Genomic DNA, 12,305 nt, shown 5'->3' with positions numbered 1-12,305 from the left:
CGGTTATGGCTGAACTGAACGTCATTACTTCTATGCTAGACGATTTATCTCAAGAACAGCCTATTTCAACTGCATTATGCATTGGGCAAAATCTTAGCCCAGATCATCATCAATCTATTCAATGGCAATATTTTAGCGTATCTGATTTTTTAAGTCTGCCTTTTACACAGCGCTATGACTTGGGTTTCGTGCTTTTGGATACAATTGAAATGCAAAATGTGAATGAGCAACAAAAATCACAAGTATTGGTGCGTTTAAGAGATTTGATGGCAAAGCGGATTGTGGTGGTCAGTCAGTTACACGATGAGCAACTGTTACGTGCTTTGGGCTTTACTCAACTCATAGATAAAACAACTCACGAACAAGACTTTGCGTTATGGCAGTTTAATATTTTAACTTATAAGCATGTGCCAGATTGGTTTAATTCAAAATTTTGGGCGAACCCTGAAAACTGGAACAAATTTCGTTGGTAGTAGGGCGTATATGACTTGAGTCATAGCAAAAATTAACAATTTATCCGTGTAGGCTTCATTTAAACATCGTATGCTGTTTTAAAACTTACAAAGGATAAAACGATGACGAACCTTAATAATATTATAGAAATCTTGGCTAAGCAGGCTATGGGAGGGCAGCAACAGTCAAACCAACAAGGCGGTTTGGGTGGAATTTTGGGCTCTGTATTGGGACAACTTGGAACAAATACATCAGGGCAATCATCACAGGGTGGTTTGGGTGATATTTTAGGTTCGGTGTTGGGTGGTTTAACTGGTGCGCAGTCACAACAAACGTCAAATGCTCAGAACTCTGGGTTTTCAGGTGGTGGAAAAAGTTTATTGATCGCTGTATTGCCTTTGATTTTGGGGTGGATTCAACAGCAAGGTGGTTTACAAGCGGCTTTAGATAAGCTCAAAGGGCAAGGCTTAAGCAGTCAAGTGGATGATTGGGTATCGACTGGCTCAGGAGAAAATGCCAGCGTAAATCCAGAACAGGTACAGAACCTGTTTAATGATGCTGATGTAGAACAGGTTGCACAACAAGTCAATGCGCCTAAACAAGATGTATATAGTGCTATTTCACAAGTTTTACCGCAGATCATTGATTCTTTAACCCCTCAGGCAGGACAAACTAATCCACAAGAGGCCAATGCAGATATTCAGCAAGTTCTAAATTTGGTTTCAGGTTTCTTGAAACGTTAAGCTTTACATGAACAATAACTCTGTATTGAATACCAGTCAGCTAAGAAGTTGACTGGTATTTTTGATTTTTAAATTCATCAAGGTGTCTGGTACTTAAAAACATGATTCACAACTGTTTGTCTAAAGGCGATGTTAATTCCCTTAATGAATTTTGTAGTCGCTGACACAGTAAACTAGGGTATGCGAATGACAAGCCTGCTTTATTGCATTTAGCAAATAAGAAAAACTGCGTAAGGAATAAAATGAGTCTAGAAGATTTGATTTAAAATAGTAAGACTCTACTTACTGTTGTGAATAGTCAAAAACTAAGAAAATGAGGTCATTTCTAGATTGATCAGTATGAATTCTAATGCAGCAATAACCTTTTCTAGATTCAAACTTGTCAGATAAAAAAACACGCCGAAGCGTGTTTTTTTAATTTTTTGGACTGCTTAACTTAGAAGTCGTAACGCATACCGAGAGAAAGTCCAAGGCTATTTTCACCTGCGACACCACTTACGCTGTTTGTGCGACCTTCTTTCCATGGTGTTAAGTTCGACTTATCATCATTGATTACAGTTGCTAAGTTGCCGTAGACACGTACTGCTTTGTCTAGACGGTGCTCAAGGCCAACAGCGAGTAATGTTGAGTTTGCATCATCAGCATCAACATCACGGTAGAATACTTCGCCACGGACTAAAGTTTTTGGTGCAAATTTATATTCACCAGCTACACCGAATACTTGCGTGTCAGGGTTTGCATCAGAGTTGTCATGTTGAAGAAATTGGTACATACCACCTAAGTTAAAATCAGGTGTGATTTTATATGCGCCAGCAATACGGAAACCATCACGTTCGCCACTTGTTGCTTCTTCTTCATAGTGTTCGTATGCAGCAGCGAAGTCTACGTTGCCTTCTTTATAAGTTAAAGCTAAGTCGTATGCTTTATCTTTGTCTTTAGAGCCATTTTTTGTAGCATCTGGGCTATTCGCTTCGTGAAGTGAAAGAGCACCTAATACATTAAAGCCATTGCCAAATTTAGGTGACTTATATTCGATGGTATTTGCATTACGCTCATCAAACTTCAAGTTGCCTACACGTGTTACGTTTCGTACATCACCAACCATGTCGCCGAAGAAGTTAACTGGACCACGTGCTGCTTTGAATGGGCTGTCAAATCGACCTACACGTGCTTGACCGAAGTTACCTTTTAAGCCAACGAAAGTATCACGTGTTGCAAATTCAAGATCACTATTTGCTGAACCGCTCGCAAAGTTAATTTCTTGTTCAATTTGACCGAATACAGTCATGCCGTTTTCAAGTTCTTGCTCAGCTTTGAAACCTAGACGTGAAGAGTTTGAAGAAATACCAACTTCGTTGTAGTCAGCACCATCATCAAGATAGTCTAAAGAAACATGCGCACGGCCATAAATTTTTACGTCAGCAGCCATTGTTAAAGCTGGTGTAAGTAATGTTGCCCCAACTGCTAATGCGCAAAGTGTTTTTTTCATGTGTAGCTCCAAGAAAGACTTTTTGTTGATTCGTCTATAAAAGGTTATTCAGTCGTCTTTTTATCCATCAGACTTCTGTCTCTTGGCGCTCATTATTGATTACAAATAAGTCATTAATATTAAAGAAATATTACAAAAATATTAAACAACTCAAAGTCAAAGGCATTTCGGCGATAAATTGTTAAAGTGTGGTTTTGAGTTTTATGTGGTTGATATTAATTATTTTTAGATATCAAAAAAGGAGCCGAAGCTCCTTGATTTGATCTGAAAAATTACAAAGCGGCTCGAATTTTTTCTGCTTGCGCTTTGATTTTTTCTTGATCACCCATTTGTAGGGCGTGTTTACCGAGCTCATGCACAGAACTTGGGATAAGGTGGAAGTGTACATGCGGAACGGTTTGTCCAGCCGCAGGGCCAGATAATTGCATAAGAACAATACCTTTTGCATCTAAACCAACTTCTATGGCTTTTGCAACTTTTTGCACAACTTGAATGGTGTAGGCTGCGGCATCGGCAGGTAGATCAAGCAGTGTCACAGCAGGTGTTTTGGGGATCACTAAGGTGTGACCATCTGCTTGAGGCATAATATCCATAAAAGCAAGAACTTGGTCATCTTCATATACTTTAATGGCTGGAAGTTCACCACGTAAAATTCGTGCAAAAATGTTTTGCTCATCGTAAGCCATGTCTATTCCTTAAATTTTACTTAAACTGAATTTACTTACAGTTTAATTCTTTTTGACGCTCTTTGATGGCATCAAGGCGTTGTTGCTCTTTTTCAGAGAACTTTGGTTTGGTAGTGTAGCAATTGTCATTGCCAAATTTTGCTTTCGCCTCAGGATCTTTAAAGCAGAATCCTTTAGATGCATAAATGACATCATGATCATCTTTTAATTTTTGACACTCTTGCTCAGGCGATGCTGCAAAACTTTGCACCCCGATGAATGTTGCAAGACTGGCAAAAACCGCTACAGTCAACTTTTTCATGAGAATTTCCTCAGTTTGTAACATTGTATGTAGTCACATTACTACTTTATAAGGGTTGGTTTTGTTTATTCAATGGTGAGTTCTTACTCAATTGTAATCTTACTCCATGTTTCGTACATTTTTATGGCAGAAGAAAAGTCACGATCTGCTTCAGATAAATCGCTGGCGGCCTGAATCAAGCTTTGTGCTAGTCCAATTATTGGCGCAGATAGTTTGGCTTCACGAACTAAGTCAACGGCAATACCTGTATCTTTGGCCAATAAAGGCAGTGCAAAAGTTAGAGGAAAACTACGGTTTAGGATTCGTTGTGGTAAAACTGTTTCGGTCACACCACTTTTACCACTCGATGCATTAATACAGTCTAAGGCTTCATTTAAGTTGACCCCATGGGCTTTTAAGGTGGTGAAACCTTCTGCAACGGAACATAGATTGACTGCCAGAAGCATATTGTTTACAGCTTTGACTGCAAAACCTGCACCAGATTCGCCTACATGTTTAATCAGTTTGCCAAATGCCTGTATGGCAGGTAGTGCACGCTCAAATGCTGTAGCCTCACCGCCAATCATGACAGTAAGGGTTGCATTATCTGCACCAACGGTTTGGCCGCTGACTGGTGCATCTAAAAAATCTACACCTTGTAGTTTGAGTTGTTCAGCTACTTTTTTTGCAGAAGACGGTACACCGCTGGTGCAATCGACCCAAATGCTACCAGATTTAAGCTGTACTTGATCAAGTAATTCTTCAATGTCTTGGCTGGTAGGAAGGCATGAGAAAACTACATCGGCTTGTACTGCTTTTGCAAGGTCTACAGCTTGAGTGCCATAAGCTTCAGCATGTTGCTTTGCTTTCTCAAAATTGCGATTCCATACCCAAACTTGTTCAAAGTGTTTGGGTAAGTGTGATGCCATGCGATACCCCATCGCGCCTAGACCGATAAATGCAACTGACTGAATCATGTCAAACCTTAGTATTTAAATATTAGTTGAACGTTCACTTAACCACTGAGCCAGTTTTGGCCAAAATTCATCGGCACTACGTTGACTTGACATCAGTCCTAAATGTCCACCTGGGATGAGAGTAAACGTGACATCAGTACTACTTGTCAATTGGGTGAGTGGTTTAGCGGCTTCTGTAGTAACTAATTGGTCTGTTATGCCTGCGGCAACAAGCAATGAGCACTGTATATTTTTTAAAGCTATGCTTTTCTTATTTAATGTGATTACTCCTGTTTTGAGTGGATTCCGTAGCCAAACATTAAACAACATGTCTTGGTTGATGCCACCAGGATAATCAATCATACGGTTAAGAAAACTACCAATAGTGGCGTGTTCATATAAAGCTTCGTTGTCGTCCAAATTGAGTAACAAGTTTTTGTGGCTTTGAAACCAGCCTATAGGGTCAACCATTTTAAAACCAATCGTATTTAAAACACCTGGGGTGTGAAGTAGACGCTTCGGTATTCTGCCCTGATAAATTTGCTGTTGTAATGTTTTGCTTTTTGAAATGATTCGATTGAGATATGCAAAGAACTGTCCATTTCGCCCAGATTTATAGCTGTCAATTGGGCTACCCAATACCATTAAATTTTTCACGAAATTAGGCTGATGTAGAGCAGTATATAAGCTCACAAATATACCTGCCATACTCCAGCCGTGTAGTGAAATTTGATCACTTTGACTATGTTTTAAAATGCTTTGAATGCATAGCGGGATGTAATGATCAATAAAGGTTAAAAAATTAAAATGACAATTACGGAAACTTAGTTTGCCCCAGTCAATTACATACACAGCAAAACCCTGCTGTTGGAAATACTTAACCAAAGAACGATAGGGGTAAAGGTCATAAATGGACATATTGATGGCGAGAGGAACCACGAAAACCAGAGGTTCTTTGTACTTGCGAACTTCTGGGGCGTAATAGCGAATTTGAGTCAGCTCAAATGTTTCAATCACTTCATAGGGCGTATTTTGTGACAGAACGAGTGACTTCCCTTTAAAAATGCGCGTGGACAGATTATTTATTTTAGTTTTTAAGTTCTGCATAGGGTTGATATCTCAAATAAGTAGAAAGTTTGATTGAAGTCTAATCAATATTTGCGTATTTTACCTTGACCTTAAATAGCCTAGACGCTCAAAATGTTGGCAATTCTTTATAAAGGCAGTCTTTGGACTGAAACACAGAGAAATGAGCCAATACGACGACATCGAATACCAATTAGACACTTTAGCGATTCGTACCGGTCACACACGTACTTTTGAGGGTGAACATAGTGAGCCAATTTTCCTAACATCTTCTTTCGTTTGTGAAAATGCGGCAGATGCAGCAGCTAAATTTTCAGGACAAATTGAGGGGAATACATACTCACGTTATACCAACCCAACTGTACAAGCATTTGAAAAGCGTTTAGCTATATTAGATGGTGCTGAGCGCGCAGTAGCAACCAGTTCGGGTATGGCCGCAGTACATGCAGTGACGTTGGCTTATTTAAAAGCGGGTGATCATGTCGTATGTTCGCGGGCTGTATTTGGTTCGATTATTTCGCTGTTTGAAAAATATGTCATCAAATTTGGTGTCGATGTTACATTCGTAGATTTGGAAGATTTAGACGGCTGGAAACAAGCGATTCGTCCAAATACACGTCTTTTATTTATTGAAACACCGTCGAACCCATTGGCTCAAGTGGGTGATATGCAGGCAATTGCTGATATTGCTCATGCACATAATGCTTTATTTGCAGTCGATAATACGTTCTGTACTCCAGTCTTACAGCAACCCATTAAGTTTGGTGCTGACCTGATTATTTATTCATCAACGAAATATATTGATGGTCAAGGTCGTGCTTTAGGTGGGGCCGTTGTAGGTAAAGATAAATTGGTTGAAGAAATTAACGGTGTTATTCGTACACTGGGTAATTCTATGAGCCCATTTAATGCATGGATCTTCTTAAAGGGTTTAGAAACTTTAAGCTTACGGATGAAAGCACATTGTGCCAGTGCGCAAAAGTTAGCAGAATGGCTCGATGCACATCCAAAAGTTGAAAAAGTGTATTACGCTGGTTTACCAAACCATGAGGGACATGAGCTAGCAAAGAAACAGCAGTCTGGTTTTGGTGGCGTGGTTTCTTTTGTAGTGACAGGTGAGCGTGAGGGGGCTTGGACAGTCATTGACAATACTCGTTTCTTATCAATTACCAGTAACTTAGGGGATGTAAAATCTACGATTACGCATCCTGCAACGACGTCTCATGGCAGAATGTCGGCTGAGGCAAAACAGGCAGCGGGTATTAGTGAAGGTTTAATTCGGGTATCTGTTGGTTTAGAAGACATTGATGATATTATTCGCGATATCGCACGTGGTTTAGACTTAATCTAATTTTTAATTTTATGTTCGGAGATTTTAATGAACATTAATATGCTTATGCAGCAAGCACAACGCATGCAAAAAGACATGGAAAGCAATATCAAGAAAGCCAAAGAAGAGCTTGCACAAACAGAAGTGCATGCCGAAGCAGGTGGTGGTTTGGTGAAAGTGACGATGACTTGCCGCAATGTCGTAAAGCGTATCGAAATCAATCCTGAATTATTGCAAGATGATGCAGATATGATTGAAGACTTAATTGCTGCTGCAATGAATGATGCTGCACGTCAAGCAGAAGCAATCACTGAAGAGCGCATGAAAGCTGCAAACTCTGGCGCAGGCTTGCCACCAGGTCTTGCAGGTTTATTCTAATAAAGGAATACCTATAGTGTTTAGTGATCGTTTCGATCAATTGGTACAAGCTTTACGCATTTTGCCAAGTGTTGGGCCGAAGTCGGCTCAACGCATGGCGCTTCACTTGATTATGAAAAATCGTGAAGGCGCAATCGGTCTTGCACATGCTTTAAATGAAGCCACGAGCTATATTCATGAATGTAGCTTGTGTCACTCTCTGACGGAAAATGAAGTCTGTGATATTTGTGTCTCGCATGAGCGTGATGATCAATTGCTCTGTGTGGTTGAGTCACCAGCAGATGTGATGGCAATTGAACAAAGTGGCAGTTTTCGCGGTAAATACCATGTATTAGGAGGGCATTTATCTCCACTTGATGGTATTGGTCCAGAAGAAATTGGTATTCCGTATCTGATTCAGCGTTTAAGCGATGGCAAAGTAACGGAAGTAATTTTGGCGACCAATGCAACTGTTGAGGGGCAAGCTACAGCACACTATTTGGTGGAGGCAACGAAGCATTTGCCTATTCAAATGACCCGTATCGCACAAGGCGTACCACAGGGTGGTGAACTTGAATATGTCGATAGTCATACTTTAAGCCAAGCTGTACATAACAGAATGCGAATGAAATAAGTATTTCGATACTTGTTTCATTTTTTATTTTGATACGAAAAATGCTTTAGTAAGATAAAAAAAATATTAATTTGAGTTTGGTTGTATAAAAAAATCACAAAAAACGGCAAATAATTAAAAAACCAATAGAAATCTTGATAGCTAAATGATCTTATTCAGGTAAGATAACCCAAAAGAGCATCTAGCATTAGACGCAGTAGGATATGTTTCAATTTATTCAGCATCAACAAGACCTTATTCCAGTCTTAGAAAAAATGGATCGTAACGCAGTCTATGGACTCGATACAGAATTCATAAAAGTCGACACCTTATGGCCAAAGTTGGGTGTATTCCAAATCAATGTCGCAAATGATATTTATTTACTCGATGGGACCACACTCGATTTAACTGAATTTTGGAATAAACTTTTTCGCGCACAGCAAAATGTCTTTCATGCCTGTAGTGAAGATATCGACCTGATTTATCATTATGCGCAGCATAAAACCTTAAACAACGTATTTGATACTCAAGTTGGCATGTCGTTTTTAGGACATGGCTTACAGGTTAGCTATCAAAATGCATTGAAGCAAATGTTGGATGTCGACATTGATAAAGGGGAGACCCGTTCGAATTGGTTGGCACGCCCACTCAGCCCTGCACAACTCAGCTATGCTGCAAATGACGTGCTGTACTTGATGAATCTTTCAGAAAAAGTTAAACAAGAACTAAATTCAAAGTCACTCCTCAACTTTGCTCTCGAGGACTGTCAGCATCTAACGCAAGAAATTGCGACAGAAACACCTTTGCATTTACTCTATCAAGATATTGGTAACTATCGACATTCACGTCGTCAGTTAATGCAGTTGCAACAGTTGGCAGTATGGCGTGAACAGATGGTAAAAGCACTTAATACGCCACGTAGTTTTATTTTAAAGAACGCAACCATGATTGATCTGGTTGAGAAGAATCCGAAAAATGCTTTCCAGTTATCAGGCGTTAAAGATATACGTCCAAACATTGTGAGAGAACATGGTAAAACCATTTTAGATCTGGTGAAGTTTTTACCTGAGCAAGCGGATTGGCCACTACGCATGGCACGACCAATTCGACATTCCTCAAAAGATGTTGGTGAAAAAATTGATCACTTAATTCAAAATGTCGTGGATGAGACCACGATTCCTAAAGAAGTGCTGATGCGCAAAAAGTGGATGAATGCCTTACATCAGCATGTGGTTTTTCATAATGATGAACAAGATTTGCCTGACTACTTATTGGGCTGGCGTTATGAACTATTGACTCAGCCTTTGATTCAACTATTGCGCCGTGATGAAAGTTATCTTTCTACCCAAATGAAAGTCATGGATTAATAATTAGTCAATTGGTCTCAAGTTTAGATATTTATACAAAATCACGACTGATGCGTTAATCATGACTAATGTCAGTTGCTTTTATTTGATGTATCCTGTGGCTTGAGTTATTTGAGTGCTGTTTTAGATATGCAATGTTCTATTTATAAATCGAGTAAAAAAGATGAAATGTATCTTTATATTGCTCGTCCAACTGAAGCTGATCAAGCAGTTGAATCGTTTAGCCCATTGAATGTTTTGCCTGAAGCTGTTCGTGGTGCATTTGGTCGCGCAAGTTTTGTGATGGATCTTGAATTGAGTGAAGCACGTAAATTAGCACGTGTAAATGTATTGCATGTCATGGACTCAATCCAAACTCAAGGCTTCTTTTTACAAATGCCTCCAGAAGGATTGATTAATCCGAACGCTGCGGCACCAGAAGGCCTCCGTGGCGCATAAAGTATAATTCAGGAGTTGTACAGTGGATAGTTTTCTTTCAATACTTGATTCAATTCCTGAAGACAGCATCGCTGTCACAGTATATCTTTTAGGCAGTCTGCTGATTTTGTGGTGTTGGTATTCCATTGCCACACGCCTGCCTAAGCTGTTGGGTGGCATTACATGGATGATGATCTTTGCCATCTTATTGACACCAACAGTTTCTGAAGGTCCAAATGCAGCAATTGCACCTGCCATTTTTTGTTTGTTATTTGGTGTGTTAACTAAAGACTCACCACTCATTTGGTCTAATTTGTCATTGATTCTGTTTGTCATGGGTGTGGGGCTTGTGATCGGTTTCTTTTGGTCAAAATATGTGGCAAATAAAACCAAAGCAGTTGTCCGTAACCCTCATTCACCACTGTAATTAATAAAAAAATAAGGTTTAATCATGTCTGTTGAAACGCAACAATTTACGGGTACGGATCAGTACATCGCTACCGATAGTTTAAAACTTGCTGTAAAAGCTGCACGTAGCTTACAAAAGCCTTTATTGGTTAAAGGTGAGCCAGGTACGGGTAAAACTTTACTGGCAGAACAAGTGGCTGAAAGCTTAGGCTTAAAATTATTGACTTGGCACATCAAGTCAACGACAAAAGCTCAGCAAGGTTTATATGAATATGATGCGGTTTCGCGTTTGCGTGATAGCCAATTGGGTGACGACCGTGTTTATGACATTAAAAACTATATTAAACCGGGTAAATTGTGGGAAGCGTTCACCAGTGAAGAACGCTGTGTTTTATTGATTGATGAAATTGATAAGGCAGATATTGAGTTTCCAAATGACCTATTACATGAATTGGACAAGATGTCTTTTTATGTATATGAGACGGGCGAAACTATTACAGCATCACAACGTCCAATTGTGATTATTACTTCAAATAATGAAAAAGAACTACCAGATGCATTTTTGCGCCGTTGTTTTTTTCACTATATTGAATTTCCAGACGAAGCGACTATGCGTGAAATTATTGATGTACATTTCCCGCAAGTTTCAACGGCTTTGGTCAATGAGGCTTTGCAAATTTTCTTCAAATTACGTCAAGTTCCAGGTCTAAAAAAACCACCATCAACCTCTGAGTTGATTGACTGGTTAAGCTTGCTGATGGCAGATGACATGCCAGAAGATGTATTGCGTAATCATGACAAATCCAAAGCAATTCCGCCTTTGTATGGTGCGCTCATTAAAAACGAACAAGATGTGCAGTTGCTTGAACGTTTAGCCTTTATGTCGCGTCGTTAAAGGAGAAACACGCATGTTTGTGCGCTTGTTTTATACCTTACGTAAATACGGTGTTCCTGTCTCAACACGTGAACTAATTGATCTGAATGAAGCTGTAGCTTCAGGTTTAGTCTTTGCCGATCAAGACGAATTTTATCAACTCGCCAAAACCATTATGGTGAAGGATGAACGCTTCTTTGATAAATTTGACCGAGGCATGAAGGACTATTTTGATGGCATTTCAACTTTTGATTTGGATGATTTACTCAATAAAGTCCAACAGCTCCCTAAAGATTGGTTTGATTTAGAACTCTTAGAAAAACATTTAACTCCAGAGCAGCGTGAAGAGTTAAAAAAAGCGGGTTCATTAGAAGAACTGATGAAAATGCTGGAAGAACGTCTACGGGAACAGCATAAAAAACATCAGGGGGGAAACAAAATGATTGGCACGGGAGGAACCTCTCCTTTTGGTGCTTATGGTGATCATCCAGAAGGGGTACGTATTGGCGGGCCGGGACGTAAACGTTCTGCTGTAAAAGTTTGGGAACAACGCAAATATCAGAACTTGGATGATGAGCAGATTCTCGGTACTCGTCAAATGCAAATGGCACTGCGACGTTTGCGCAAGTTTGCGAGACAAGGGGCTGCTGAAGAGTTGGACATTAACGGCACGATTCGTGAAACGGCGAAGCAAGGCATACTTGATGTGCAACTTGTACCTGAGCGCCGTAATCGTATTAAAGTTTTAATGTTATTTGATGTGGGTGGGTCGATGGATTCACACATTGCTCAATGCGAGAAACTTTTCAGTGCAGCGAAAACTGAGTTTAAAACTTTAGAATATTTCTATTTCCATAACTGTTTATATGACTATGTGTGGAAAGATAATGTTCGCCGTTCTACTACGCGCATGAATACATGGGATTTATTCAATACTTATGGACGCGACTATCGTGTGATTGTGGTGGGAGATGCTTCAATGGCACCCTATGAGCTCAATTCAGTTGGTGGTTCGGTTGAGTACATGAATGACGAGGCAGGAAGTGTTTGGCTACACCGCCTACGCAATCATTTTGAGAAAACTGCATGGTTAAATCCAGAAGAAGATCGTTATTGGCATTACACCCATACGATTGGTTTAATTAAGCAAATTTTTGAAGATCATATGTACCCAATGACTTTAAAAGGCGTTGAGGATATGACTAAGTATTTAGCTCGCTAACTGACTGATATAAAGCAAATTTAA

15 protein-coding genes are annotated in these 12,305 nt (G+C 39.7%); 10 read left to right on the top strand and 5 right to left on the bottom strand.

Annotation, left to right across the window (positions count from 1 at the left end):
- The first annotated feature begins 5 nt into the window (after positions 1–5).
- Together ACZ8ZH_RS09590 and ACZ8ZH_RS09585 are read left to right on the top strand one after the other, a co-directional pair.
- Entirely contained in the window at positions 6–473 is a 468-nt protein-coding gene (locus tag ACZ8ZH_RS09590) for a DUF6231 family protein (RefSeq protein WP_119065052.1), read from the top strand.
- Between the two features lie 102 nt (positions 474–575).
- On the top strand, positions 576–1,196 hold the full coding sequence (locus tag ACZ8ZH_RS09585) for a YidB family protein (RefSeq protein WP_119065053.1): 621 nt from the start codon (positions 576–578) through the stop codon (positions 1,194–1,196).
- Between the two features lie 436 nt (positions 1,197–1,632).
- Here the strand turns inward: ACZ8ZH_RS09585 and ACZ8ZH_RS09580 are convergent, their stop codons facing one another.
- The 5 genes from ACZ8ZH_RS09580 to ACZ8ZH_RS09560 form a co-directional block, all read right to left on the bottom strand.
- Entirely contained in the window at positions 1,633–2,685 is a 1,053-nt protein-coding gene (locus ACZ8ZH_RS09580) for a porin (RefSeq protein ID WP_086209199.1), read from the bottom strand.
- A gap of 272 nt (positions 2,686–2,957) precedes the next feature.
- Positions 2,958–3,371 (bottom strand): HIT family protein, encoded by a 414-nt coding sequence (locus tag ACZ8ZH_RS09575; RefSeq protein WP_086209162.1) that lies wholly within the window; start codon positions 3,369–3,371, stop codon positions 2,958–2,960.
- Between the two features lie 31 nt (positions 3,372–3,402).
- Positions 3,403–3,672: a YARHG domain-containing protein gene (locus ACZ8ZH_RS09570; protein ID WP_119065065.1), complete on the bottom strand. Its 270-nt coding sequence runs from the start codon at positions 3,670–3,672 to the stop codon at positions 3,403–3,405.
- Positions 3,673–3,755: 83 nt separating this feature from the next.
- Entirely contained in the window at positions 3,756–4,628 is an 873-nt protein-coding gene (locus ACZ8ZH_RS09565; protein WP_119065054.1) for an NAD(P)-dependent oxidoreductase, read from the bottom strand.
- Positions 4,629–4,643: 15 nt separating this feature from the next.
- Positions 4,644–5,714, bottom strand: coding sequence for an alpha/beta fold hydrolase (locus ACZ8ZH_RS09560; protein WP_119065055.1), 1,071 nt, complete (start codon positions 5,712–5,714; stop codon positions 4,644–4,646).
- 142 nt (positions 5,715–5,856) lie between these two features.
- Between ACZ8ZH_RS09560 and ACZ8ZH_RS09555 the strand changes: the two genes are divergently transcribed.
- From ACZ8ZH_RS09555 to ACZ8ZH_RS09520, 8 genes are all read left to right on the top strand, one after another.
- A complete protein-coding gene (locus ACZ8ZH_RS09555; protein WP_119065056.1) occupies positions 5,857–7,044 on the top strand; it encodes an O-succinylhomoserine sulfhydrylase in 1,188 nt (395 codons plus the stop codon).
- Between the two features lie 27 nt (positions 7,045–7,071).
- On the top strand, positions 7,072–7,401 hold the full coding sequence (locus ACZ8ZH_RS09550) for a YbaB/EbfC family nucleoid-associated protein (RefSeq protein WP_004984648.1): 330 nt from the start codon (positions 7,072–7,074) through the stop codon (positions 7,399–7,401).
- Positions 7,402–7,417: 16 nt separating this feature from the next.
- A complete protein-coding gene (recR, locus tag ACZ8ZH_RS09545) occupies positions 7,418–8,014 on the top strand; it encodes a recombination mediator RecR (RefSeq protein ID WP_086209166.1) in 597 nt (198 codons plus the stop codon).
- Between the two features lie 203 nt (positions 8,015–8,217).
- Positions 8,218–9,360: a ribonuclease D gene (locus ACZ8ZH_RS09540; protein ID WP_086209167.1), complete on the top strand. Its 1,143-nt coding sequence runs from the start codon at positions 8,218–8,220 to the stop codon at positions 9,358–9,360.
- A 129-nt stretch (positions 9,361–9,489) separates the two neighbouring features.
- Complete coding sequence (locus tag ACZ8ZH_RS09535; protein WP_119065057.1) at positions 9,490–9,798, top strand: YcgL domain-containing protein; 309 nt, start codon at positions 9,490–9,492, stop codon at positions 9,796–9,798.
- A 22-nt stretch (positions 9,799–9,820) separates the two neighbouring features.
- Positions 9,821–10,204: a hypothetical protein gene (locus ACZ8ZH_RS09530; protein ID WP_470247663.1), complete on the top strand. Its 384-nt coding sequence runs from the start codon at positions 9,821–9,823 to the stop codon at positions 10,202–10,204.
- Positions 10,205–10,228: 24 nt separating this feature from the next.
- Positions 10,229–11,080, top strand: a complete 852-nt coding sequence (locus ACZ8ZH_RS09525; RefSeq protein ID WP_058869668.1) for an AAA family ATPase — start codon at positions 10,229–10,231, stop codon at positions 11,078–11,080.
- Positions 11,081–11,093: 13 nt separating this feature from the next.
- Positions 11,094–12,281, top strand: a complete 1,188-nt coding sequence (locus ACZ8ZH_RS09520; RefSeq protein WP_086209170.1) for a vWA domain-containing protein — start codon at positions 11,094–11,096, stop codon at positions 12,279–12,281.
- Positions 12,282–12,305 lie beyond the last annotated feature (24 nt).

The sequence above is a fragment of the Acinetobacter sp. SW-226 genome (assembly GCF_055632855.1).
Note: the sequence above shows the minus strand (reverse complement) of the source record. Positions and strands in the feature narration are given on the sequence as shown.

What these genes read in the sequence shown, in the direction of transcription:
- ACZ8ZH_RS09590 (WP_119065052.1), top strand. Translation starts at nt 6, where the DNA reads ATGGCTGAACTGAACGTCATTACTTCTATGCTAGACGATTTATCTCAA.
- ACZ8ZH_RS09585 (WP_119065053.1), top strand. Translation starts at nt 576, where the DNA reads ATGACGAACCTTAATAATATTATAGAAATCTTGGCTAAGCAGGCTATG.
- ACZ8ZH_RS09580 (WP_086209199.1), bottom strand. Translation starts at nt 2,685, where the DNA reads ATGAAAAAAACACTTTGCGCATTAGCAGTTGGGGCAACATTACTTACA.
- ACZ8ZH_RS09575 (WP_086209162.1), bottom strand. Translation starts at nt 3,371, where the DNA reads ATGGCTTACGATGAGCAAAACATTTTTGCACGAATTTTACGTGGTGAA.
- ACZ8ZH_RS09570 (WP_119065065.1), bottom strand. Translation starts at nt 3,672, where the DNA reads ATGAAAAAGTTGACTGTAGCGGTTTTTGCCAGTCTTGCAACATTCATC.
- ACZ8ZH_RS09565 (WP_119065054.1), bottom strand. Translation starts at nt 4,628, where the DNA reads ATGATTCAGTCAGTTGCATTTATCGGTCTAGGCGCGATGGGGTATCGC.
- ACZ8ZH_RS09560 (WP_119065055.1), bottom strand. Translation starts at nt 5,714, where the DNA reads ATGCAGAACTTAAAAACTAAAATAAATAATCTGTCCACGCGCATTTTT.
- ACZ8ZH_RS09555 (WP_119065056.1), top strand. Translation starts at nt 5,857, where the DNA reads ATGAGCCAATACGACGACATCGAATACCAATTAGACACTTTAGCGATT.
- ACZ8ZH_RS09550 (WP_004984648.1), top strand. Translation starts at nt 7,072, where the DNA reads ATGAACATTAATATGCTTATGCAGCAAGCACAACGCATGCAAAAAGAC.
- ACZ8ZH_RS09540 (WP_086209167.1), top strand. Translation starts at nt 8,218, where the DNA reads ATGTTTCAATTTATTCAGCATCAACAAGACCTTATTCCAGTCTTAGAA.
- ACZ8ZH_RS09535 (WP_119065057.1), top strand. Translation starts at nt 9,490, where the DNA reads ATGCAATGTTCTATTTATAAATCGAGTAAAAAAGATGAAATGTATCTT.
- ACZ8ZH_RS09525 (WP_058869668.1), top strand. Translation starts at nt 10,229, where the DNA reads ATGTCTGTTGAAACGCAACAATTTACGGGTACGGATCAGTACATCGCT.
- ACZ8ZH_RS09520 (WP_086209170.1), top strand. Translation starts at nt 11,094, where the DNA reads ATGTTTGTGCGCTTGTTTTATACCTTACGTAAATACGGTGTTCCTGTC.